Here is a 21,067-nt window from a genome sequence, read left to right on the forward strand (position 1 = left end):
CAATAACGCAGAGGGTTCGTTCCTTCCGCGAGACTGCATCAGGAGAGTGTGATGATCGTTTCTTATATTCTGTCCAAAATCCGGGCCTGGCGCCTCTATCGCGAAACCGTGCGCGAGCTGTCGCAGCTTTCGGATCGCGAGCTGAACGATGTCGGCCTGTCGCGTTGGGAAATCCCCTACGTCGCCAAGAAGTATTCCAATGCCTGACATCCGCGCACGCGCAAGCGTGACGCAGGAATGCGCGATGCGCAAATCGCATCGTCCCCGGTAGAACGCCCGCCCTGTGCTCAGGCGGGCGTTTTGCTTTGGCGATTCTTCCGGGCGATTCTTCCGCAGGCCCCGCTTGACGCTTGCCTCGCGGCGCGACACAAATCCCGGATGACGAATCCGGTTCACATCATCGGCGGGGGCCTCGCGGGGAGCGAGGCAGCGTGGCAGATCGCCGCGCAGGGCGTGCCCGTCGTGCTGCATGAGATGCGCCCTGGCAATATCTCGCCCGCCCACAAGACCGCCGCGCTGGCCGAACTGGTCTGCTCCAATTCCTTCCGCTCGGATGACGCGTCAACCAACGCCGTCGGCCTGCTGCATCAGGAGATGCGCGCGCTCGGCTCGCTGATCATGACGCGCGCGGACGCGCATCAGGTGCCGGCGGGCGGAGCGCTCGCGGTCGACCGGGAGGGCTTTGCGCAATCGGTGACGGCGGCCATCGAGTCGCATCCGCTCATCACCATCGCGCGGGAAGAGATCAGGGGCCTGCCGCCCGAGGATTGGGGCGCGACGATCATTGCCACCGGTCCCCTCACCTCGCCGGCGCTGGCGGAAGCGGTGCAGGCCGCCACAGGCGAGGGATCGCTGGCCTTTTTCGACGCGATTGCGCCGATCGTCCACGCCGACACCATCGACCGCGGCATCGTCTGGGCGCAGTCGCGCTACGACAAGGCGGGACCGGGCGGCACCGGGGCGGATTATCTCAACTGCCCGATGACGCGGGAGCAGTACGACGCTTTCGTCGATGCGCTGCTCGCCGGCGAAAAGACGGATTTTCGTGAGTTCGAGAAGAACACGCCCTATTTCAACGCCTGCCTGCCGATCGAGGTGATGGCCGAGCGCGGGCGCGAGACGCTGCGCTTCGGGCCGATGAAGCCCGTCGGTCTGACCGATCCGAACAACCCGGACGTGAAGCCCTACGCCATCGTGCAATTGCGCCAGGACAACGCCTCGGCGACGCTTTACAATATCGTCGGCTTTCAGACCAAGCTGAAGTATGGCGAACAGGCCCGTATCCTGCGCATGATTCCCGGTCTCGAAAACGCCGAGTTCGCGCGTCTCGGGGGGCTGCACCGCAATACGTTCATCAACTCCCCGCGCCTGCTCGATCGCACGCTGCGGCTGAAGGCGCTGCCGCGCCTGCGCTTCGCCGGGCAGATTACGGGCTGCGAGGGATATGTGGAAAGCGCCGCGATCGGACTCATCGCCGGCCGTTTCGCTGCCGCCGACATGACGGGTGCCGTCCTGCCCCTGCCGCCCCGCACGACCGCCATCGGCGCGTTGCTCGACTATATCACCGGCGGTCATGTCTCCGTGGAAGTCGCCGATGGCGATGCGGATGAAGACGAGGCCGGGGCGTCTGTGCCGAAGCCGTCTTCCTTCCAGCCGATGAACGTCAATTTCGGCCTGTTTCCCCCGCTCACGGAGGCGTTGCGGTCAGAGGACGGCAAGCGGCTGCGCGGTTCGGCGAAGGCGCTTGCGCGCAAGCACGCGCTCACCGCGCGGGCGCGGCGGGACATGACCGCCTGGCTGGCGGCGCTATAATAGAGCGGCGTGCATTCAAGCGGAATCGTCACGCCGTTCTAGATTCTATATTTTACCGCAACTTGCGCTCAAATCGATCAATCGACTTGAACGCAAGCTGCTCTGGCGTCAAACCAGTCGGCGCCAGCGCACCGCCGTGCGCCAGATGGCCCATTGCCGGCGCCATTGCGGCAGGTCGATGAGCGTGCGGGAGGGCTGGTAGCCGCGCCTTTCCATGCGGGCGAGATAGCCGGGCACGGTCGCCAGCGGCAAGAGCGCCGCGCGCGCCTCGGTCGACAGGGCGGCGATGGCTGATTCCGCCTGTGCGAAATGGTCGCGGGCGATCCGCCGCATGTCGGCGAGCGCCGAGCGCAGCGCGGGGCTGTCCGGCGACGGCGACATCAGCATGGCGCGGGTGATGCCGTGCGTCTCGAGGATATCCGCCGGCAGAAAAACCTGCCCCCGCCGCAGATGCCACGGCAGCGCCCGCAGCAGGCCGGTAATCGCATAGGCGACTCCCGCGTGCCCCGCCGCGTCCGCGCCGCCGGGGTCGCGCCCGTCCGCAAGCACGATGCCCGCGAGACGGAACAGCACCGATGACGTTTCGCCGCAATAGCCCTCCAGATCGTCAAGCGAGGGCATGGGATCTTCGTAGAGGTCGAAGACGCGCGCATCGATCAGGTCGTGGAAGGCCTGCACCGGCAGCGAGAATCGTGCGATGGCGGCGGCAAGCGCCTCGCTCACCGGGTCGCCGCGCGCGCCGCCGTCGATCGCGTCGAGCACATCCCGCCACCATTGCAGGCGGATTTCGCCGGGCAGCGGCGCGCTGACCGATTCGCGCACGCGGGCGATTTCGAGGTTGAAGGCGTAGAGCCCATAAAGGAACGGCCGCTTGTCCGGCGGCGCGAACAGGCCGGCCCAGTAGCGATCCGGGTCCTGCGCGCGCACGAGCGCCTCGCAATGGGCGGCGACGGATGCGGAAACGGTGGGTGCCATGACCGGGTTCCGGGTCAATCGACGAGAATCAGGATGGCGGCGACGCGCCGGTCTTCCTCAAGCAGCACATTGTAGGTGCGGATTGCGGCGCCCGTTTGCATGATCTCGTAGCGGACGCCCGCTTCCGCCAGATAGCTGCGCGCCCCTGTCGGCAAGGGGCGCAGGGCGCGGCCGGTGCCGACGAGCAGGAGATCCACCGCCTCGCCTTCGGCCACGGCCCGCGCCAGCAGCGTCGCGGAAAGATCGTCGACCGTCCGCGCCTCGATGGCGGCGATTCCCGATGGTAACAGGAGCAGGGAGCCCCGGTGCGACATCTCCGCGAAACGGAAGCCGCCGTCGCCGTAGGCCGTGATGCGATGCTGTCCCGGCAGAAACCCGTCGTATCGCGCCTCCGGCTTCGGCATCAGGGCCTCTGCTCCGCCGCCGCGACCGCCGTCTCCTGCTCCGACTCGACCGGACGCGACCGCAGGCCGAGATAGATCAGGATCGGCGAGGACACGAAGATCGCCGAATAGGTGCAGATCACCACACCGAACAGCATGACCTCGGCGAAGCCGCGGATCGCCTCGCCGCCGAAAAGCACCAGCGCCAGCACCGCGAGGAAGGTCGTGGTGGCCGTCATGGCGGTGCGCGACATCGTGGTGTTGACGGAGATGTCGAGCAGTTCCTCCACCGGAATGCTCTTGTAGCGCCGCATCAACTCGCGCGTGCGGTCGAACACGACGACGGTTTCGTTGAGCGAGTAGCCGACGATGGTCAGGATCGCCGCGATCGAGGTCATGTTGAACTCGGATTGCGTGACGATGAAGAAACCGACCGTCAGGATGATGTCGTGAATGGTGCCGATGATGGCGCCGATCGCCAGTTGCAGCTCGAAGCGGAACCACAGATAGGCCATGACCGCGCCGATCGCCAGCACCACGCCGAGCGTGCCCGAGCGCACGAGTTCGCCCGACACGCGCGGCCCCACCGTCTCGACGCGGCGGAACTCGTAGTCCGCCTCAAAAGCCGCGCGCGCCTGCCGCACGACATTGCCCTGCGCTTCCTCGCCTCCCTCCTGGATGGCGAAACGCAGTGAAACGCCGCCCTGCGCCCCGAACTCCTGCACCTCGACACCGCCGAAGCCTAGTCCCTCCGCCGCCTGCCGGATGGCGGCGGCGTCGGCATGCCCGGATTTCGCCTGCAACTCGATGAGGGTGCCGCCGCGAAAGTCGATGCCGAAGTTGAGGCCGACCGTCATGCCGAGAAGCACCGTGAGCACGACCAGCACCGCCGACAACGGCAGCGTGACGCGCCGGAAACGGACGAAGCCGAACCGGGTGTCGTCGGGGTAGATGCGAAGCAGGCGCACTCTCGTTTCTCCTCAATATGGCCTACGGCTCAGAAAGGCAGCTTTTTCGGCCGCGCCGTGCGGTACCAGAGCGCCACCATCATCCGCGTCATGGTGACGGCGGTGATCACCGTCGTCAGGATGCCGAGAATGAACACGACGGCGAAGCCGCGCACCGGCCCCGACCCCAGGAAGAACAGGATCAGCGCGGCGATGAGCATGGTGGAATTCGAGTCGATGATGGTCGCGAACGCCCGGTTGAAGCCCGCTTCCAGCGCCGATACCAGTGAGCGCCCCGCCCTGAACTCCTCGCGCATGCGCTCGTAGATCAGCACGTTCGAATCGACCGCCGTGCCGATGGTGAGCACGATGCCCGCGATGCCCGGCAGCGTCAGCGTCGCTCCGAGCAGCGACATCAGCGCGAAAATGAAGACGACATGCACGATGAGCGCGATATTGGCGATGAGCCCGAACAGACCGTAGGTGGCGAACATGAACAGGATGACGAAGACCGCGGAAACCAGCACGGCCGCCTTGCCGGCCTCGATGGAATCCTGCCCCAGACCCGGCCCGACGGTGCGCTCCTCCACGATGGTGAGCTTCGCCGGCAGCGCGCCCGCCCGCAGCAGGATGGAGAGGTTGTTCGCCTGCTCCACGGTGAAACTGCCGGAGATCATGCCCGATCCGCCGGTGATCGGCGTCTGGATACGCGGGGCGGAAATCACCTCGTTGTCGAGCACGATGGCCATGAGGCGGCCTACGTTCTCCGTCGTCGCCTGCCCGAAGCGCTGCGCGCCGCGCATGTTGAAACGGAAATTGACGATGGGGCGGCCGGTCTGCGGATCGAACGAGGGCTGTGCGTCGACGAGATCGGCGCCGTCGACGGCCTGCTGACGCTCCACGGGAAGCGTCTGGCCGGGAAACTCCTGCGACGGGATGTTGTCGACGTCGCCGGAACCCGTTTCCGACACGAAGCGGAATTCGAGCTTGGCCGTGCGGCCGAGAATGTCCTTGAGCCGCTGCGGGTCCTGAAGGCCGGGCACCTGCACCTGAACGCGGTCCGCGCCCTCGCGCTGGATGTTGGGCTCCGTCGTGCCCAGCGCGTCGACGCGCCGGCGCAGCACCTCGATCGCCTGGTCGACGGCGCGGCGAACGCGGTCGTTGATGCCGGCCTCCGACAGCGTGAGCCTGATCAGCCCGTCCGCTTCCGCGGCGACGTCGATGGTCGAGGCTCCCGCCTGTCCCAGCAAAGGGTTGCCGATGGGCTGCGACAGGGCGCGCAGGCGCGGCAGCACGGTGTTGCGCGCCGTTTCGTCCGCGACGCGGACCTGCACGCCGCGCGGCTGCACCACGATGCCACCCTGCGCCGTCACCCGTTCCTCGCGCAGAATGGCGCGCACGTCGTCTCGCAGCAGGTTCACCTGCGTGCGCAGCAGATCGTTGGTGTCGACCTCCAGCACGACATGCGATCCGCCTTGCAGATCGAGACCGAGCACGACGCCCTGATGCGGCACGAGCGCGCGCGGAATCCACGACGGCACCGCCGCGATGAAGGCGTCGCGCTGGGCGGGCGAGAACAGGCTGGGCGCGGCGAAGAGAAAGCCCAGCACGGTGAGCACGAGAACGGCAACGACCTTGCCGGTCGAATAGCGGAGCATTGTCGGGCGGCCTTCCTGATGCCGATGAAAACTTTTCCCGGCGGGGCCGGCGGGTGACAAGGGCGATCGCCAGCGAATCGCCCCTCGCCCGCCCTGCGCCGGCCATATGGGCCGGGCGGTTGCCTGCCCGGCCTTCCTGTCCGGTCCATTACTCCCGTCCGGTTATCATTTGCCGGCGGCTTCGCCTTCGCTCTTCACCGGTTCGCTCTTGGCGCGGACGTCGGCGATGGTCGAGCGCACGATGCGAACCCGCACGCCTTCCGCGATTTCCGCCTCGACTTCGTTATCGTCGATGACCCGCGTCACCTTGGCGATGAAGCCGCCCGAGGTGACGATGGTATCGCCGCGCCGCACGCCCTTCACCATTTCCTGATGCGCCTTGGCGCGCTTCTGCTGCGGGCGCAGAATCAGAAACCACATCACGACGAAGATGAGGATGAAGGGGATGAACTGGATGAGAATATCGCCGCCACTGGGAGCGGGAGCTGCGCCTTGGGCGAAGGCCGTCGAGATCAAGGGTCATCCTCCAGACAGAAATATCGCGCCAATCCGGCATGGATATGGAGTCGAAAAGTTGCGGGGACTATAACCATCGCGCAAGCGAAATCAAACGCCCTGCGCCGGTTTTGCGCGGCCGGGGCGAAAACGGCAATGAGGAAAAGGACCGATGGCGGACGGGAACATGGGTGCGAGGACGGATGAACGGGCTGCGGTGCAGCCGGACGGGGCGCTGCTGCGCGAGATTCGCCGTCTCGCCGATGCGCTGGAAAGGCTCGCGCCTGCGCCTTCGCCGGCGCCGGACATCGCCGCCGCCGATGCCTTCGTCTGGCAACCGCCGGGCACGCTCGCGCCCGTGGCGCGCGTCAACAGGGTCGAGATCGGCCTGTTGCGCGGCATCGACCGGCTGCGCGATGCGCTTTTCGATAACACCGGGCGTTTCGCGCGAGGGCTGCCTGCCAACAACGCGCTGCTGTGGGGCGCGCGCGGCATGGGCAAGTCGTCGCTGGTGAAGGCCGTGCATGCCGAGGTCAACGCGGCGCGGGCCGGCACCGAGGGCGGACCGCTCAAACTTGTGGAAATCCACCGCGAGGATATCGAAAGCCTGCCGGCGCTGATGACCATCCTGCGCAGGGATGCGCACCGATTCATCGTCTTCTGCGACGATCTGTCGTTCGATACGGACGATACCTCCTACAAATCGCTCAAGGCGGTGCTGGAGGGCGGCATCGAGGGACGGCCGGCCAACGTGCTGTTCTACGCCACGTCCAACCGCCGCCACCTGCTGCCGCGCGACATGCTGGACAACGAGCGCGCCACCGCCGTCAATCCCGGCGATTCCATCGAGGAGAAAGTCTCGCTGTCCGATCGTTTCGGGCTGTGGCTCGGCTTCCACAAATGCAGCCAGGACGAATATCTCGACATGGTGTCGGGATACGCGCGGCGCTTCGGCCTCGATGTGCCGCCGGAGGAGCTGCGGCGGGACGCGCTCGAATGGGCGACGACACGCGGCGCGCGGTCGGGCCGCACCGCATGGCAATATATCTCGGATCTTGCCGGACGCCTGGGCGTTCATATCGACGCCTGACGCGCTCGACCGGGAGGAAACGCGCGAATGAGGAAGGCGGCGGGACGAAACCGTGCCGCCACTCTGCCCGTTTTCCGTCCTTACAGCCCGGCGAGATGCGGCAGCGGATCGACCGGCTTCGAGCCCTTGCGCAGCTCGAAATGAAGCTGCGGCGAGGTCACGTTGCCCGTCTGGCCGGATTTCGCGATCGTCTGGCCGCGCGAAACCTTGTCGCCGCGCTTGACCTTCAGTTCGCCGTTGTTCGCATAGGCGCTCACCCAGCCGTTGTCATGGCGGATCAGCACCAGATTGCCGTAGCCCTTCAGTTCGTTGCCGGCATAGGCGATGACGCCGCCCTCGGCGGCCTTCACCGGCGTGCCCTCAGGCACCGCGATGTTGATGCCCTCGTTACTGCCGCCGAAGCCGCTGATGACGCGCCCGCGCGCCGGCCAGCGGAAGCCCGCGCCGTCGTCGGCCGCCGCGTTTGCAGTCGTTTCCGCCGGCTTTTCCTGCGCGACGGGCTTTTCCTGCACAGCCGGCTTGGGCTGCGCCGGTGCGGGGGTTGCGACAGGTCTGGGCGCCTCCGTCCTCGGCGCGACCACCGCCGGCGGAACCGCTGCCGGCGGCAGGGAGGCGACCGTCTGACGCGCCGGGGGCCTTGCCACGGGCGGGACCGCCCCGCTCATGCGGGACGCCTGTTCGTTCAGCGATCCGGCCGCCGCCTCGGCTCGCGCCACGGGCTTGGCAACCGCCTGCGTCGTTGCGGTCGCCACGCGGGGCGCAACCTGCGCCGCCGCATGCTGCACCGGCGCGGCTGCGGCTGCGGCCACGCCGGGCGAGGCGCCGCTGCCGGGATTGTACACCGGAATTACGAGCTGCTGGCCGGGCGCGATCTGGCTGGCGCTGGAAAGGCCGTTCGCCGCCAGGATGGCGGCCGAGGGCACGTTATATCGCCCGGACAAGGTGGCCAGCGTATCGCCGGTGCCGACGTAGATCGGCGATCCGCCTTGCGCCGACCAGCCCTTCGCCGATCCGCCGATAGCCTCCACCGTGCTTGCCGTCTGCCGTGCCGAAGGCGTAGCCGGGGCGCCGTAGCCCGGCTGCGCCGCGGCCTGGCGGACGGGCACGGGCGGATCGAGCGGCGCGGATTGCACGGGCATCGTCGGCGAGGCGCCGAGGCTGCCCGTCGTCGTGTTGTCGGCGCGGGTTTCGCCGAAGGGGTTGGCGAAAGGATTGTCGCCGAAACGCAAAGTATCGGAACTGCATGCCGCAACGGCGCCGGCGAGCAGTCCCGCGACGGCCAGGCGCTGGATAGGCCCCGCATGAACCGCCGGCAGCAACGTTTTTTCGCTCTCAGACATCGCCCCACCTAACCCGTACCCGTGAATCTCCATGCCGCCAATAAGATCGGATTCTGGTTAAGCAAGCGTTGCCAAACCGGCGTTCGGGTGAGATTGATTCACCTTGAGCAACGTTTTTTCAGCGCACGCCATCACGGCGTCATGCGGGCGTTCGTCCTCTCCGTTTCACAGCACGCGGGCGACACCGTGCGCCAGCGGCGGCAGGCGGATGGTGCCCAGAATCTCGCGCACGAACGCCGGCTCGCCCTCCTCCGTTTCCTGCCGCGTCACACGCACAAGCTGAGGTTCGCCGCCATGCATCTGCGCGCCCACGAGGAGCCCGCCCGGATCAAGGCGCGCGAGCAGCGAAACGGGAATCTCGCCGGCGACGGAGCCGTTCAGCATGATGCGGTCGAAGCGCTGGCCGGCGACGGTTTCCGCCGACAGGCCATCTCCCGGCAACACCAGCACCTGGGAAAGCCCGATGGTCGCGAGCCGCTCGGCGGCCGCGAGCGCAAGCGTGCGATAGCGCTCCACCGATACCACCTGCGCCGCCAGCCGTCCGAGCACCGCCGATTGATAGCCCGAGCCGGTGCCCACCTCGAACACCCTGTGTTCGGGCAGGACCTTCAGCGCCGCCACCATGGTGGCGATGATGCGCGGCGCGGTCATCGTCTGGCCGCACGAGAGAGGCAGAGAGATGTCCGCACGCGCCAGATCACCCAGCCGCCGGGGCGCGAACAACGGGCGCGGGGCCATCTCCATGGCCCGCAACAGCGCGGTGTCGCGAATGCCGCGTTCTCTCAGCGCAAGCAGGAAAGCGACCGTTTCTTCCGCCGCCCGGTCCGGCTGTTGAAAATCGCCCGCAGACATGCCTGTTCGAATCTCGACCTTGAGCCGGCTACTCGCGGGACCCGTGGAACAGGCTCGCGTACCGCGTCATGGTCGGCTCGTGGGTGAGGTCGATCTGGAGCGGCGTCACCGAGATGCGGTTGTTGCGGACCGCCCACAGATCCGTTCCGTCCACGGGCTCATGCGGATTGCGCGCGCCCATCAGCCAGTAATACGGCCGGCCGCGGCCGTCGTGTCGCTCGTCGACCTTCATGAAGGCCAGGTTGCGCCGCCCCTGCGCGGTGACGGCGATGCCCGCCACCTCGTCGGCCGGGCAGCTCGGGAAGTTCACGTTGATCAGGATGCCCGGCTCGATGCCGGCGGCGATCACGCGTTTGACGACGGGCACCGCATGGGCCGCGCTGCACTCCCAGAAAGCCTGTTCGCGCCCGTGCGGCCCGTAGACCTGCGACAGGGCGATCGAGGGAATGCCCAGAATGGTGCCCTCCATCGCGCCCGCCACCGTGCCGGAGTAGATGACGTCCTCGGCGACGTTCTGGCCGATGTTGATGCCCGACAGCACGAGATCCGGCAGCGTATCCTGAAAGAGATGGCGCACCGCCATGATGACGCAATCGGTGGGCGTGCCGGAAACGGCGAACCGTTGGCCGCCCAGATCGCGCAGCCGCAGCGGATCGTGCAGCGAGAGCGAATGCGACACGCCGCTCTGGTCGGTCTCCGGCGCGACGACCCATACGTCGTCGGCGATTTCGCCCGCCACCTGCGTCAGGATGGCGAGGCCATCGGCATTGATACCATCGTCATTCGTTACGAGAACGCGCATCGCTCGATTCCTTAAAGCGTCTTCAAGGGAAGCAGATACCGGGCTGCTTGAAGAAAACGCATCAGATCAGAAGGCTACGGCATTCTCCGTTTCAGCGAAACAGGGAAACGCCGCAAGCCCCGGAGATTGCCGTCGGAGCGGTCAGGCCGCCGCGATTCGTTCCACGCCGCCCATGTACGGCCTCAGCACGGGCGGCACCGTGACCGATCCATCGCCGTTCTGCCACGTCTCCATGACAGCAATGAGTGCGCGCCCCACCGCCGTGCCCGACCCGTTGAGGGTGTGCACGAAGCGCGCGCCCTTGCCGAAAGTCTTCTCGTCGTCGGGCCGATAACGCGCGTTCATGCGCCGCGCCTGAAAATCGCCGCACACGGAACAGCTCGAAATCTCGCGATAAGCCTGCTGCCCCGGCAGCCACACCTCGATGTCGTAGGTCTTCTGCGAGGCGAAGCCCATGTCGCCGGTGCACAGCGTCACGACGCGGTAATGCAGCTCCAGCGCCTTCAGCACCGCCTCGGCGCAGGTCAGCAGCCGCTCGTGCTCGTCGCGCGAGGTCTCGGGCGTGGTGATCGAGACGAGTTCCACCTTGTTGAACTGGTGCTGACGCAACATGCCGCGCGTATCGCGCCCGGCCGCTCCGGCCTCCCGCCGGAAACAGGGCGTGAGCGCCGCGAAGCGCAGCGGCAGCTCCGCCTCGGAGAGAATGCTCTCGCGCACGAGGTTGGTCAACGGCACCTCGGCGGTCGGGATGAGCCATTTGTCGTCGGAGACGGCGAACTGGTCGTCCCGGAACTTCGGCAATTGCGCCGTGCCGAACATCGGGCCGTCGTTGACGAGCAGCGGCGGGCTCACTTCCGTATAGCCGTGGTGCTGGGTGTGGATGTCCAGCATGAACTGGCCGATGGCGCGCTCCAGACGCGCCAGCCGCCCCCGCAGCACCACGAAGCGCGAGCCGGACAGTTTCGCCGCCGTCTCGAAATCCATCTGCGCCAGATCTTCGCCCAGCTCGAAATGTTGGCGCGGGGTGAAATCGTACTCCCGGCGCTGGCCGGCGGTATGGCGCTCGACATTGGCGCTCTCGTCGGGACCGTCCGGCACGTCCGGCAGCGGCGCGTTGGGAATGGCGGCAAGCGTCACGTCAAGCTCGGCGACGGCGGCCTTCTGCGCCTCCTCGGCGTCCTGCATGGCGTCCTTCAGGGCCGCCACCTCGGCCATCAGCTCCTGCGCCCGCGCCTCATCCTTCGCGGCCTTCGCCTGTCCGACTTCCTTCGAAAGGGCGTTGCGCTTCTCCTGCAACACCTGCAACGAGGCGATGGCGGATTTGCGCCGCTCGTCGATCGCGATGAGGGAATGCGCCGTCGCCGACAGTCCGCGACGCGCCAGCGCCGCGTCGAAACCTTCGGGGTTATCGCGAATGATGCGGATATCGTGCATGACTTTCCCGACCGGCGGCGCGGGACGCCGCCTCTCCTTCTCAAGCTGCCCAAACCGCTCCGTCCGGGTCGATCCCGAACCCCTCCGCGTCGGGGAGGCTATTCATCGGCCCGTGCCGCATCCGCGGCGGCGCGCCTCTTCTCGATCACGCGAACGGAGACGATGGAAAGCTCGTAAAGGAGCAGTGTCGGGACCGCAAGCGCGATCTGGCTGATGACGTCCGGCGGGGTGAGAACCGCGGCGATCGCGAACACGATGACGATGGCGTAGCGGCGCTTCGCCTTGAGGAAGGCCGAATCGATCATGCCCGCCCGCGCCAGCAGGTTGAGGATCACGGGGAGCTGGAAACAGATACCGAAGGCGAAGATCAGCGTGGTGATCAGCGACAGGTATTCGCTGACTTTCGGCAGCAGTTCGATGGCCGCCTGCCCCGCCTCTCCGGTCTGCTGCTGGCCGATGGAGAACTGCATCACGATCGGCATCGCGATGAAATACACCACCAGCGCGCCGAGGACGAAAAAGAACGGCGTCGCGTAGAGATAGGGCAGGAAGGCGCGGCGTTCGTTCCTGTAGAGGCCCGGCGCGACGAACATGTAGATCTGCGCCGCCACCACCGGGAACGACAGGAAGGCCGCGCCGAATGCCGCGATCTTGATCTGGGTGAACAGATATTCGAGCGGCGCCGTGTAGATGAGGCGCACGTCCGCACCCTCGCCCGCGGCAAAAACATACGGCCACACCAGAATGTTGTAGATTTCGTTCGCAAAAGCGAAGGAAACGAAGAACATCACGATGAACGCCACGAGCGCCTTGATCAGGCGCGAGCGCAACTCGATGAGATGGTCCATGAGAGGCGCGCGGGAGGCCTCGATCTCGTCTTCCTCGGCAGGATGGGCGTTCACGTCTTCGCTCGTTCGGCTCGCTTGCGTGCTCATTGTCCGCCCTCTCCGTCAACGGCTGGCGCGGGCGCCTCCGGCGCGCCGGGCGATGACTTGCGCTTCTCGGGCCGCGCGGGATAGGCGGAAAATTTCGTCATCTTGTAAAGACGCGCCCGGCCGGCCGATGGCCGGGCCAGCGGCTTCACCGCCTCGCGAGGCGCCGCCACGATCACGCGCGCCCGCTTGGAACGGCGGACGGGCGAAAGGGTTGCGGAGCGCGCTTCGGGCAAAAAGATCTCTGGTGCGGAAATGGCCGGCGACGCGATGTCGGGAACCGACGCGGGAGACTTCACCCCCGGCGCGGGCGTAGCCGCATCGAACCGGTCGACGACGGAAGATGCCGCGTCAGACGCGGGATTTGCGTTTTTTTCCAACGCTTCGCGCAGCTCGTTACGCACTTCCCGCAGCGGATCGAGCATGGAGCCAGCTTTCCCTCCCGCCTGCCGCGCGGTGTCGCGCACGTCGTTGACCGCGGAACGGATCTCGTCCAGCTCCGCCTCGCGCATGGCGGCGCTGAACTGGGAACGGAACTCACCTGCCATGCGCCGTATGTTCGCCAGCGACTGCCCGATGGTGCGCAGCACGCGCGGCAGCTCCCGCGGGCCGATGACGACCAGCGCGATGGCTCCCACCAGCAGAAGCTCGCTCCAGCTCAGATCAAACATGCCGTGCCCTGCCCTCCCGGCGCCGATGGCAGCCCCGGAAACCTGCTACAGAATCATGCGAAGCCCGCCGGCCGGATGCAGGCGGGGCCTTCAGCCGACCTTGTTTTCCTCGGGAGCGCCCTGCTTGACCGCTTCCTGGTGCGTCACGGGCTTCTGCGCCGCCGCGGCGCCGTCCACCGGCTTGTCGTCATCCGACAGGCCCTTCTTGAACGCCTTGATGCCCTTGGCGACATCGCCCATCAGGTCGGAGATCTTGCCGCGTCCGCCGAAGAGAAGCAGCACGAGGCCGCCGACGATGATCCAGTGCCAGATACTTCCAAATCCACCCATACGAAACTCTCCCGCCGAAACCCTTCCATAACGAATCGAACTTACGTCGTCCGCCGTTCTTGCCGCCACAGGCATTTAAACTAGGTGCGCCGGAAGGTGAAAACAAGATTTTCGTCCCGCCGCTTCCCCGTCGTTTCCGCCGGTGTGAAAACAAGAAGCCGCAAGAGGGCGCGAGCGGCCTTGACACCGGCCTTGCGATGCGGCATGTCAATTTCATGAATAGCCGGGTTTCCGGCTTTTTTGCATTTTTAAAGGACGCCCGCTGCGGCGTCGACCCGAAGAGGTTACGCCATGGCCAAGGCCACGACTATCAAGATCAAGCTCGCCTCGACCGCGGGCACGGGTTTCTTCTACGTCACGAAGAAGAACTCCCGCACCATGACCGACAAGCTCGCGCTCAAGAAGTACGATCCCGTCGCGCGCAAGCACGTCGAGTTCAAGGAAACGAAGATCAAGTGACGTCCTTTTCCGACGAAGAACGCGTCGGGAATTTCAGCGTGGCTTTCGCACCGCCCCCGCGGCATCGCTCCCGGGGGCGGTTGCATGTCATCCGAAGCCGAAGGTTCGACCCACGGCCTTTCGGCAGGGCTGCTCGGGCGTCCTCGGTTCCGGCGATCCGCGTCGCTTGGGACGTTCAGGCCGAATTGGGACGTTCAGGCCGAATGTGAGCCGCCGTGCGGTTCCTGCTTGCGGAACGGCGTTTCCGTTTCCAGGGCCTGCATCTCGCGTTCCACCGCCGGGCGTTCCTGCGCGAGATAGTCGGCGACGGCGCAGCGCAGCGCGGGATCGGCGATATCGTGGGCGGAGCGGGTCAGCGTGGGCCGATAGCCGCGCGCCAGCTTGTGTTCGCCCTGCGCGCCCGCCTCCACACGTTTCAGCCCGGTTTCGATGGCGAAATCGATCGCCTGATAATAGCAGACCTCGAAATGCAGGAAGGGGTGCTCCTCGACCGCGCCCCAATGGCGGCCGAACAGGGTGTCGCGGCCGATGAAATTGATCGCCCCCGCGATGTAGCGCCCCTCGCGCCGGGCCATGACCAGCAGCACCCTGTCCGCGAAAGTGCGGCCGATCTCGTCGTAGAACGCGCGCGTCAGATACGGCCGGCCCCACTTGCGCATGCCGGTGTTTCGGTAGAACCTGAAAAAAGCGTCCCAATGTTCCGGCAGGATGTCGCCGCCGCGCAGGCGTTCGATGGTGACGCCCGCCGCCACGGCCTCGCGCCGCTCGCGCCGGATCGCCTTGCGCTTGCGTGATGCGAGAACGGACAGAAAATCCTCGAACGAGCCGTAGCCCTCGTTGAGCCAATGGTACTGACAGTCGATGCGCGGCAGGAAGCCGGCTTGTGACAGCCGTTGGACCTCATCGTCCTGCGCGAAGTTGACATGGACGGAGGATGCCCGCGTTTCCGCCCGCAGCGCGCGCAGCCCCGCCACGAGCGATGCGAGCGCCTCCTCCCGCCGCGGTCCCTCGCGGGCGAGCAGGCGCGGCCCCGTCGCCGGCGTGAAGGGCACGGCGACGAGCAGCTTCGGGTAATAGCGCCCGCCGGCCCGCTCATAGGCATCGGCCCAGGCGTGATCGAACACGTATTCGCCTTGCGAATCGCCTTTCAGGTAGCATGGCGCGGCGGCGGCGAGCCGCCCCTCGTCGTCGTGGACGAGAAGGTGCAGCGGTTGCCAGCCGGCTGCGGGCGCGGCGGAGCGCGAAACCTCCAGCGCACGCAGAAAGGCGTGCCGGACGAATGGGTTATCGGCATCGCCGCCCGGCGGCAGCCGGGCGTTGTCGCATGCGCAGGCATCCCATTCCGCCGCCGGTATGTCGTCGATGGCTCCCGCGACGCCGATCCTCAAGGATGAAAGCCCTCGAAGATGATCTGGTCGGCGAAGCCGGCGGCCGCCTCGCGATCTTCCGGGCCGCGCACCGTCCAGGTGAGCACGGGCAGGCCCAGATGGCGCGCGAGCGCCAGCGTCGGATGCGGAAAATCCTTCACGTGCCAGGCGATGAAATCGGGCTGGCTGCGGCCGACATGCATGAAATGCGTCAGCTCAAGCCGCTGCTCGTCGGTGAGCGCCGCCCATTCGTCGTGCGTGTAGGCGGCCATGGCGACGACGCCGCGCGGATGCGCCGGAGCGAGCGTGCGCAACGCCTCGGTCACGTCCGGGTCGAAGGACATCAGGGCGACAGGCTCCTTGCGGCGGTTCACGATGTCGGCCGTCCGGCGCGTCAGGCGCAGGTCGCCGTCGAACCGGCTCTTGATCTCGACGATCAGCGGCACGCGGCCGCCGATCAGATCGAGATAGGCGTCGAGGGTTACGATGCGGTCGGCCGCTCCCCTGTAGGAGAGCGCCGCCAGCTCCGCCACGCCGAGATCGTCGACGCGCCCCTGCCCCGTCGTCAGCCGGTCGAGGGTGAAATCGTGAAACACGACCGCCTCCCCGTCGGCGGAAAGCTGCACGTCGCATTCGATGGCGAAACCGGCCCGCGCCGCGACCTCGCCGGCCGTGGGCGTGTTCTCGATCACGCCGCGCGCGCTGTCGTGCAGGCCCCGGTGCGCCACCGGCCTGGCGACGAGCCAGTCGGGCGCGGCCATCAGGCGACCTCGATCAGCGCTTCCACCTCGACGGCGGCCCCGAGCGGCAGTTCGGCCACGCCGACGGTGGAGCGGGCATGACGGCCGGCGTCGCCCAGCACGGCCACGACGAGATCGGACGCGCCGTTCATCACCGGCGCCACCGCCGTGAAGCCGGGCGCGACATTGATGAAGCCGCCAAGACGCACGATGCGCACGATGCGCGAGAGATCGCCCACCGCGGCCTGCGCCTGCGCCAGCACGTTGATGGCGGCAAGCCGCGCCGCTTCGGCCGCGACCTCGGGCGTGACATCGCCGCCGACCTTGCCCTTGAAGCGGGCATCGACGGTGCCATCGGCGCCGAGCGGCAACTGACCGGAGATGACGAGCTGCGTGCCCGACTGGACGAACGAAACGTAATTGGCGACGGGGGCGGAAGGCGTCGGCAGCGTGATGCCGAGTTCGGCGAGTTTCGTATCGATGGCGCTCATGGCTCGATCTCTCTATCGGTTGAAGACAAACAAAAACGGCGCGCGGGGCCGTAGCGACGCCGCCCGACATTTTTGGCTCATCGGGCCGGGCATGACAAGCGCGAACGCCGAAGGCTCGCCGCGCCGCTCATGCCGGCGGCCCGGCGAGCCTTGAGTGACATCCGGTCCGATCGGACCCGCGTTTCCTTAACTTTGCGCGAACTCTCGTTATTCGGACGATTCCGTCCGGTCCGAAAGCGCTCTCGCGTGGGCCGCCGCTACGGCCTCCGGCGCGATGCCGGCATTGGCGGCGAAGGCCACGAGCAGGCTCTCGTCGCCGGCGAGATAGTCGAGCACGGCGACGAGAAAGCCGGGAGTCGTGGCCGCCTCCCGAATCGTTTCAGGCCCCAGGCCCGTGACGGCGAGAAAGCGGCCGAGCCGCTCCGGTTCGCCGGCAAGAAAGGACAGCGCCGCGATGGCGAGCGTTTCCGGGTCTGCGGCGGTCGGGGCGTCCGTGCGTGGATGAAGGGGGCGGCGCATGTCGGGACTTGCCTTTCTCTGTTGACGGGCGCGGCGTTTCCGGCGCAAGGAATCGCTGCGTCCGGGGAATACTGCGCTTTTTCTGTTGGAAGAATCGGGAAAACACGTCGAATATGCAATGGGGTTGAGGGTTCCGGCATCCGGCGGCGGGATGATGCCGGCAAAAGGGGGCGAGGTTGGGGTATGGCCGGCACGGTGCTGATCGTCGAGGATAACGAGTTGAACATGAAGCTCTTCGGCGATCTGCTGGAGGCGCATGGCTATGCCACGCTCAAGGCCACGAACGGCAGGGAGGCGATGGAACTCGCGCGCGATCATATGCCGGACCTCATCATCATGGACATCCAGTTGCCGGAGGTTTCGGGAATCGAGGTCACGCAATGGCTGAAGGCCGACGACCGGCTGCGCGCCATTCCCGTCGTCGCCGTCACCGCCTTCGCCATGAAGGGCGACGAGGAGCGTATCCGCGCCAGCGGATGCGAGGCTTACCTGTCGAAGCCGATTTCCGTGGCCAAATTTCTCGAAACCGTCCGCGTCTATATTCCGGCCCCCTGAAACCGCCCGCCCCTTGTCGTTCGCCGGCAAGATTATTCTGTTTAAAGATTTACTCCTGATACGGATCGGCTATAAAGAATCATCCGTTTACCCTGCGGAGTGCTCAGGTCCGCCGCATCTCCTGGGTCCGTGGGGTTGCTGGCCGGTGAGCGGTGCGTGCGGTTTCCGCCCCCGCTCCCGGCCAGCCTCGTTTCCGGCCTTTCCTACCGGCGCACGTTTTGCCCGTTGACGTTTTCGCGCCGGATTGCGATGCCTCTCCCGCACGACATCTGCGTCTTGCAGCCGCTAGAGCAGTTTGCGTTCAAGTCGATTCATCGAATTGAACGCAAGTTGCGGTAGAACATGGAATTTAGAGCGGGATGCGATCAGGTTGAATCGCCATCCCGCTCTAGAAGGGTGAGCTTGCCATGACCGTTTACGATTCCGACAACGTGTTCGCGAAGATTCTGCGCGGGGAGATTCCCGCCGTGAAGATCTATGAAGACGCCGACATTCTGGCCTTCATGGACGCCATGCCGCAGGGCGACGGTCATGCGCTCGTCATTCCCAAGGCGCCGTCGCGCAATCTGCTCGATGCCGATCCGGCGACCGTCGCCACCCTGTTCAGGGCGGTGCAGCGAATCGCGCGCGCGGTGCGGACGGCTTTCGGCGCGGATGGCGTTTTCGTCAGCCAGTACAATGAGCCGGCGAGCGGACAAACGGTCTTTCATCTGCACGTCCACATCATCCCCCGGTTCGAGGGCGTTCCGCTGCGCGGCCATGCCGCGGGCACGTTCGCGGACCGCGCCGTGCTGGCCGAACACGCCGCGCGCATCCGTGCTGCGCTCGATGCGGACAATGCCGGGCCTGCCTCCTGATCCGGAGCGATTAGAGCGTTTTCAAGCAAAGCGGATACCGCTTTGCGTGAGGAAAACGCGTCAAGTCAATAAGATAGAGCATTTCGGCGTTTCAACGAAACGCCGAAATGCTCTAAATGGAAGCGTGTGATCGGAAAGCGCCTCAGCCGGAGGCCATGAAGCCGCGCAACCGTGCCACGGCCTCCTGGCAATCGGCGAACGAGCCGGCGTAGGACAGGCGGATAAAGCGGCCGCCGTCATCGGGATCGAAATCGAGGCCCGGGGTGACGGCGACGCCCGCCCGGTGCAGGATGGCGCGGCTCAACGCCAGCGAATCGTCCGTCAGATGGCTGACGTCGATGTAGAGATAGAACGCGCCATTCGCCGCCGGTCCGCGCCCCAGCCCGATGCCTGGCAACTCGTTGAGCAGCAGGTCGCGGTTGGCGGCGTAGCCGGCCTTGATCGCCTCCAGTTCCTCCGTGGCGTCGAAGGCGGCTTCCGCCGCGATCTGTGACAGATACGGCGGCGAGATGTAGAGGTTCTGCGCCAGCCGCTCCACGCCGCGCACCAGCCGTTCCGGCAGCACGAGCCAGCCGATGCGCCAGCCCGTCATGCAGTAATATTTGGAGAAAGAGTTGACGATGACGGCCTCGTCATCGAAAGCAAGCGCCGTTTCAGCCGTGCCGCCATAGGTCAGCCCGTGATAGATTTCGTCGGAAACGAGCCACAGGCCGAGCCGGCGGCAGGTATCGGCGAGGTCGGCGAGCGTCGCGCGCGTCATGGTGACGCCGAGCGGGTTGGCGGGGCTCATGGCGAGCACGCCCGCGAGCGGCGCTTGCGCGTGAAGGCGCGCGATCGCCTCGCCCGTGATCTCCCAGCCGTTCGCGTCGTCGAGCGGCACCGGCACGGGTACGAGGCCCAGCGCGGCGAAGATGTTGCGGTAGGCGGGATAGCCGGGCGCGGACAGGGCGATGCGCGCGCCGGGCTCGAACAGGGCGAGAAAGGCCAGCACGAAGCCGGCCGAGGAACCCGTGGTGATGACGATGCGCCCCGGATCGACGGCGACGCCATAGGCGTCCCGGTAATGCCGGCCGATGCGTTCCCGCAGCGCGCCGCGTCCGAGCGCTTCGGTATAAGTCACCCTGCCCGCCTCCAGCGCCCGCCGGGCTGCGTCGCGGATAACGCCCGGCGTCGGCGCCGACGGCTCGCCGAGTTCCATATGGATGACGCTGCCGCCGGCCCGCTCGATGGCGCCGGCCTCGGAGAGCATATCCATGGCGAGAAACGCGGCAACGCCGTCGAGCCGCGCGGCGGGTCTGCGCCCGGATGGCGGCGGATTGGGATCGTTCGACATGGCAACTCAATCTCCCCCGCCGCACATTCCGGTATCGGACGGCGGGAATCAACTATGATGGCCGGCAGAAGATCATACGGCGGCGGCAAACGCCATCCCGCCAACCTGCCAGGTGGTTCCTCGCCCGGCGTTTTCGAGGGCTGACATGACCCCTTCGCGTGAAATATCCCGTCTGATCGAGATCATGGCCGCGCTGCGGACGCCCGGCACCGGATGCCCGTGGGATCTGGAGCAGGATTTCGCCACCATCGCCCCCTACACCATCGAGGAAGCCTATGAGGTGGCCGACGCCATCGCGCGCGGCGATCTCGACGATCTGCGCGAGGAACTCGGCGATCTGCTGCTTCAGGTGGTGTTTCACGCCCGCATGGCGGAAGAGCGTGGCGATTTCGCCTTCGGCGACGTGGTGCAGGCCATCACCGAAAAGCTTATCCGCCGCCATCCGCATGTCTTCGGCAACGCCCGCGACCTCACGCCCGACGAAGTGAAGGCCCTGTGGGCGAACATCAAGGCTGCCGAAAAGAACGCCCGCGCCGCCCGCGGCGGTGACGTGCGGCGGGAAAGCCTTCTCGACGGCGTGCCCGCCAACATGCCCGCCCTGACGCGCGCCGAGAAGTTGCAGCGCAAGGCCGCGCGCGTCGGCTTCGACTGGACCGACACCCGCGACGTCATCGCCAAGGTGCGCGAGGAACTGGCCGAGGTGGAGGAGGCCATCGCCAAGGCCGCCACCAAGGCCGCCACCAGGGCCGAACACGAGCCGGGCGCCCGCGCGGCGGTGAAAGAGGAGATCGGCGACCTGCTGTTTGCCGTGGCCAACCTCGCCCGCCATCTCGACATCGACCCGGAAGCGGCGGCGCGCGCAACCAATGACAAGTTCACGTCCCGCTTCCGATATATCGAAGATCACATTGAAAGGTATGGAAAAACGATATCCGAAGCAACGCTCGACGAGATGGAGGCATTGTGGTGCGAGGCCAAACAGGCGCTGTTGAGCGATTCCCTGAAGAAAGGTGGCTGATACATTG

At 66.5% G+C, this 21,067-nt stretch carries 24 protein-coding genes; 7 read left to right on the top strand and 17 right to left on the bottom strand.

Annotation, left to right across the window (positions count from 1 at the left end; translation table 11 throughout):
• Positions 1-51 precede the first annotated feature (51 nt).
• The gene (locus ACOYJQ_RS07455) at positions 52-207 is read left to right on the top strand and encodes a DUF1127 domain-containing protein (RefSeq protein ID WP_433457407.1); all 156 of its coding nucleotides are present in this window, start codon (positions 52-54) and stop codon (positions 205-207) included.
• A gap of 171 nt (positions 208-378) precedes the next feature.
• Positions 379-1,812, top strand: coding sequence for a methylenetetrahydrofolate--tRNA-(uracil(54)-C(5))-methyltransferase (FADH(2)-oxidizing) TrmFO (trmFO, locus tag ACOYJQ_RS07460; RefSeq protein ID WP_433457408.1), 1,434 nt, complete (start codon positions 379-381; stop codon positions 1,810-1,812).
• Positions 1,813-1,920: 108 nt separating this feature from the next.
• Here trmFO and ACOYJQ_RS07465 read toward each other — a convergent pair whose 3' ends face one another.
• The 5 genes from ACOYJQ_RS07465 to yajC form a co-directional block, all read right to left on the bottom strand.
• Positions 1,921-2,787, bottom strand: coding sequence for a phytoene/squalene synthase family protein (locus tag ACOYJQ_RS07465; protein WP_433457409.1), 867 nt, complete (start codon positions 2,785-2,787; stop codon positions 1,921-1,923).
• Between the two features lie 14 nt (positions 2,788-2,801).
• Positions 2,802-3,191 carry an Mth938-like domain-containing protein gene (locus ACOYJQ_RS07470; RefSeq protein ID WP_433457410.1) on the bottom strand — a complete coding sequence of 130 codons (390 nt, stop codon included), beginning with the start codon at positions 3,189-3,191 and terminating at the stop codon, positions 2,802-2,804.
• Positions 3,191-4,138, bottom strand: coding sequence for a protein translocase subunit SecF (gene secF / locus ACOYJQ_RS07475; RefSeq protein WP_433457411.1), 948 nt, complete (start codon positions 4,136-4,138; stop codon positions 3,191-3,193). Before secF ends, ACOYJQ_RS07470 begins: the two co-directional genes overlap by 1 nt.
• Before the next feature lie 29 nt (positions 4,139-4,167).
• Positions 4,168-5,775 (bottom strand): protein translocase subunit SecD, encoded by a 1,608-nt coding sequence (gene secD / locus ACOYJQ_RS07480; protein WP_433457412.1) that lies wholly within the window; start codon positions 5,773-5,775, stop codon positions 4,168-4,170.
• A gap of 165 nt (positions 5,776-5,940) precedes the next feature.
• Positions 5,941-6,291, bottom strand: a complete 351-nt coding sequence (gene yajC / locus ACOYJQ_RS07485) for a preprotein translocase subunit YajC (protein WP_433457413.1) — start codon at positions 6,289-6,291, stop codon at positions 5,941-5,943.
• A gap of 151 nt (positions 6,292-6,442) precedes the next feature.
• Here yajC and ACOYJQ_RS07490 point away from each other — a divergent pair, with 151 nt between their 5' ends.
• A complete protein-coding gene (locus ACOYJQ_RS07490; RefSeq protein WP_433457414.1) occupies positions 6,443-7,360 on the top strand; it encodes an ATP-binding protein in 918 nt (305 codons plus the stop codon).
• Between the two features lie 80 nt (positions 7,361-7,440).
• Here the strand turns inward: ACOYJQ_RS07490 and ACOYJQ_RS07495 are convergent, their stop codons facing one another.
• From ACOYJQ_RS07495 to ACOYJQ_RS07525, 7 genes are all read right to left on the bottom strand, one after another.
• A complete protein-coding gene (locus tag ACOYJQ_RS07495; protein ID WP_433457415.1) occupies positions 7,441-8,700 on the bottom strand; it encodes a peptidoglycan DD-metalloendopeptidase family protein in 1,260 nt (419 codons plus the stop codon).
• Positions 8,701-8,865: 165 nt separating this feature from the next.
• Positions 8,866-9,552: a protein-L-isoaspartate O-methyltransferase family protein gene (locus ACOYJQ_RS07500; protein ID WP_433457416.1), complete on the bottom strand. Its 687-nt coding sequence runs from the start codon at positions 9,550-9,552 to the stop codon at positions 8,866-8,868.
• 28 nt (positions 9,553-9,580) lie between these two features.
• Positions 9,581-10,354: a 5'/3'-nucleotidase SurE gene (gene surE, locus ACOYJQ_RS07505; protein ID WP_433457417.1), complete on the bottom strand. Its 774-nt coding sequence runs from the start codon at positions 10,352-10,354 to the stop codon at positions 9,581-9,583.
• Positions 10,355-10,495: 141 nt separating this feature from the next.
• A complete protein-coding gene (gene serS / locus ACOYJQ_RS07510; RefSeq protein ID WP_433457418.1) occupies positions 10,496-11,788 on the bottom strand; it encodes a serine--tRNA ligase in 1,293 nt (430 codons plus the stop codon).
• Positions 11,789-11,886: 98 nt separating this feature from the next.
• Positions 11,887-12,723, bottom strand: a complete 837-nt coding sequence (gene tatC / locus ACOYJQ_RS07515; RefSeq protein ID WP_433457419.1) for a twin-arginine translocase subunit TatC — start codon at positions 12,721-12,723, stop codon at positions 11,887-11,889.
• Positions 12,720-13,391, bottom strand: coding sequence for a Sec-independent protein translocase protein TatB (gene tatB / locus ACOYJQ_RS07520; RefSeq protein WP_433457420.1), 672 nt, complete (start codon positions 13,389-13,391; stop codon positions 12,720-12,722). The genes tatC and tatB overlap by 4 nt, the downstream gene beginning before the upstream one ends.
• A 90-nt stretch (positions 13,392-13,481) precedes the next feature.
• Positions 13,482-13,721, bottom strand: a complete 240-nt coding sequence (locus ACOYJQ_RS07525) for a twin-arginine translocase TatA/TatE family subunit (RefSeq protein ID WP_433457421.1) — start codon at positions 13,719-13,721, stop codon at positions 13,482-13,484.
• 291 nt (positions 13,722-14,012) lie between these two features.
• Here ACOYJQ_RS07525 and rpmG point away from each other — a divergent pair, with 291 nt between their 5' ends.
• The gene (gene rpmG, locus ACOYJQ_RS07530) at positions 14,013-14,180 is read left to right on the top strand and encodes a 50S ribosomal protein L33 (RefSeq protein WP_433457422.1); all 168 of its coding nucleotides are present in this window, start codon (positions 14,013-14,015) and stop codon (positions 14,178-14,180) included.
• 194 nt (positions 14,181-14,374) lie between these two features.
• Here rpmG and ACOYJQ_RS07535 read toward each other — a convergent pair whose 3' ends face one another.
• From ACOYJQ_RS07535 to ACOYJQ_RS07550, 4 genes are all read right to left on the bottom strand, one after another.
• Positions 14,375-15,568 (bottom strand): GNAT family N-acetyltransferase, encoded by a 1,194-nt coding sequence (locus ACOYJQ_RS07535; protein ID WP_433457423.1) that lies wholly within the window; start codon positions 15,566-15,568, stop codon positions 14,375-14,377.
• On the bottom strand, positions 15,565-16,308 hold the full coding sequence (locus ACOYJQ_RS07540; protein WP_433457424.1) for a glycerophosphodiester phosphodiesterase family protein: 744 nt from the start codon (positions 16,306-16,308) through the stop codon (positions 15,565-15,567). Before ACOYJQ_RS07540 ends, ACOYJQ_RS07535 begins: the two co-directional genes overlap by 4 nt.
• Positions 16,308-16,778, bottom strand: a complete 471-nt coding sequence (locus ACOYJQ_RS07545) for a RidA family protein (RefSeq protein WP_433457425.1) — start codon at positions 16,776-16,778, stop codon at positions 16,308-16,310. The genes ACOYJQ_RS07540 and ACOYJQ_RS07545 overlap by 1 nt, the downstream gene beginning before the upstream one ends.
• Positions 16,779-16,985: 207 nt before the next feature.
• A complete protein-coding gene (locus ACOYJQ_RS07550; protein ID WP_433457426.1) occupies positions 16,986-17,297 on the bottom strand; it encodes a DUF3572 domain-containing protein in 312 nt (103 codons plus the stop codon).
• Between the two features lie 183 nt (positions 17,298-17,480).
• On the opposite strand from ACOYJQ_RS07550, the gene ACOYJQ_RS07555 reads away from it, so the two are divergent.
• Both ACOYJQ_RS07555 and ACOYJQ_RS07560 read left to right on the top strand, forming a co-directional pair.
• The gene (locus tag ACOYJQ_RS07555) at positions 17,481-17,852 is read left to right on the top strand and encodes a response regulator (RefSeq protein ID WP_433457427.1); all 372 of its coding nucleotides are present in this window, start codon (positions 17,481-17,483) and stop codon (positions 17,850-17,852) included.
• Positions 17,853-18,259: 407 nt separating this feature from the next.
• On the top strand, positions 18,260-18,709 hold the full coding sequence (locus tag ACOYJQ_RS07560) for an HIT family protein (protein WP_433457428.1): 450 nt from the start codon (positions 18,260-18,262) through the stop codon (positions 18,707-18,709).
• Positions 18,710-18,851: 142 nt separating this feature from the next.
• Here the strand turns inward: ACOYJQ_RS07560 and ACOYJQ_RS07565 are convergent, their stop codons facing one another.
• Positions 18,852-20,042, bottom strand: coding sequence for a pyridoxal phosphate-dependent aminotransferase (locus ACOYJQ_RS07565; protein ID WP_433457429.1), 1,191 nt, complete (start codon positions 20,040-20,042; stop codon positions 18,852-18,854).
• A gap of 145 nt (positions 20,043-20,187) precedes the next feature.
• Here ACOYJQ_RS07565 and mazG point away from each other — a divergent pair, with 145 nt between their 5' ends.
• Positions 20,188-21,060 carry a nucleoside triphosphate pyrophosphohydrolase gene (gene mazG, locus ACOYJQ_RS07570; protein WP_433457430.1) on the top strand — a complete coding sequence of 291 codons (873 nt, stop codon included), beginning with the start codon at positions 20,188-20,190 and terminating at the stop codon, positions 21,058-21,060.
• Positions 21,061-21,067: the final 7 nt, after the last annotated feature.

Source organism: Pseudochelatococcus sp., from assembly GCF_050946405.1.
In the GTDB taxonomy this organism is placed as follows: domain Bacteria; phylum Pseudomonadota; class Alphaproteobacteria; order Rhizobiales; family Beijerinckiaceae; genus Pseudochelatococcus.

What these genes read in the sequence shown, in the direction of transcription:
- ACOYJQ_RS07455 (WP_433457407.1), top strand. Translation starts at nt 52, where the DNA reads ATGATCGTTTCTTATATTCTGTCCAAAATCCGGGCCTGGCGCCTCTAT.
- trmFO (WP_433457408.1), top strand. Translation starts at nt 379, where the DNA reads ATGACGAATCCGGTTCACATCATCGGCGGGGGCCTCGCGGGGAGCGAG.
- ACOYJQ_RS07465 (WP_433457409.1), bottom strand. Translation starts at nt 2,787, where the DNA reads ATGGCACCCACCGTTTCCGCATCCGTCGCCGCCCATTGCGAGGCGCTC.
- ACOYJQ_RS07470 (WP_433457410.1), bottom strand. Translation starts at nt 3,191, where the DNA reads ATGCCGAAGCCGGAGGCGCGATACGACGGGTTTCTGCCGGGACAGCAT.
- secD (WP_433457412.1), bottom strand. Translation starts at nt 5,775, where the DNA reads ATGCTCCGCTATTCGACCGGCAAGGTCGTTGCCGTTCTCGTGCTCACC.
- ACOYJQ_RS07490 (WP_433457414.1), top strand. Translation starts at nt 6,443, where the DNA reads ATGGCGGACGGGAACATGGGTGCGAGGACGGATGAACGGGCTGCGGTG.
- ACOYJQ_RS07495 (WP_433457415.1), bottom strand. Translation starts at nt 8,700, where the DNA reads ATGTCTGAGAGCGAAAAAACGTTGCTGCCGGCGGTTCATGCGGGGCCT.
- ACOYJQ_RS07500 (WP_433457416.1), bottom strand. Translation starts at nt 9,552, where the DNA reads ATGTCTGCGGGCGATTTTCAACAGCCGGACCGGGCGGCGGAAGAAACG.
- surE (WP_433457417.1), bottom strand. Translation starts at nt 10,354, where the DNA reads ATGCGCGTTCTCGTAACGAATGACGATGGTATCAATGCCGATGGCCTC.
- serS (WP_433457418.1), bottom strand. Translation starts at nt 11,788, where the DNA reads ATGCACGATATCCGCATCATTCGCGATAACCCCGAAGGTTTCGACGCG.
- tatC (WP_433457419.1), bottom strand. Translation starts at nt 12,723, where the DNA reads ATGAGCACGCAAGCGAGCCGAACGAGCGAAGACGTGAACGCCCATCCT.
- tatB (WP_433457420.1), bottom strand. Translation starts at nt 13,391, where the DNA reads ATGTTTGATCTGAGCTGGAGCGAGCTTCTGCTGGTGGGAGCCATCGCG.
- ACOYJQ_RS07525 (WP_433457421.1), bottom strand. Translation starts at nt 13,721, where the DNA reads ATGGGTGGATTTGGAAGTATCTGGCACTGGATCATCGTCGGCGGCCTC.
- rpmG (WP_433457422.1), top strand. Translation starts at nt 14,013, where the DNA reads ATGGCCAAGGCCACGACTATCAAGATCAAGCTCGCCTCGACCGCGGGC.
- ACOYJQ_RS07540 (WP_433457424.1), bottom strand. Translation starts at nt 16,308, where the DNA reads ATGGCCGCGCCCGACTGGCTCGTCGCCAGGCCGGTGGCGCACCGGGGC.
- ACOYJQ_RS07545 (WP_433457425.1), bottom strand. Translation starts at nt 16,778, where the DNA reads ATGAGCGCCATCGATACGAAACTCGCCGAACTCGGCATCACGCTGCCG.
- ACOYJQ_RS07550 (WP_433457426.1), bottom strand. Translation starts at nt 17,297, where the DNA reads ATGCGCCGCCCCCTTCATCCACGCACGGACGCCCCGACCGCCGCAGAC.
- ACOYJQ_RS07555 (WP_433457427.1), top strand. Translation starts at nt 17,481, where the DNA reads ATGGCCGGCACGGTGCTGATCGTCGAGGATAACGAGTTGAACATGAAG.
- ACOYJQ_RS07560 (WP_433457428.1), top strand. Translation starts at nt 18,260, where the DNA reads ATGACCGTTTACGATTCCGACAACGTGTTCGCGAAGATTCTGCGCGGG.
- ACOYJQ_RS07565 (WP_433457429.1), bottom strand. Translation starts at nt 20,042, where the DNA reads ATGTCGAACGATCCCAATCCGCCGCCATCCGGGCGCAGACCCGCCGCG.
- mazG (WP_433457430.1), top strand. Translation starts at nt 20,188, where the DNA reads ATGACCCCTTCGCGTGAAATATCCCGTCTGATCGAGATCATGGCCGCG.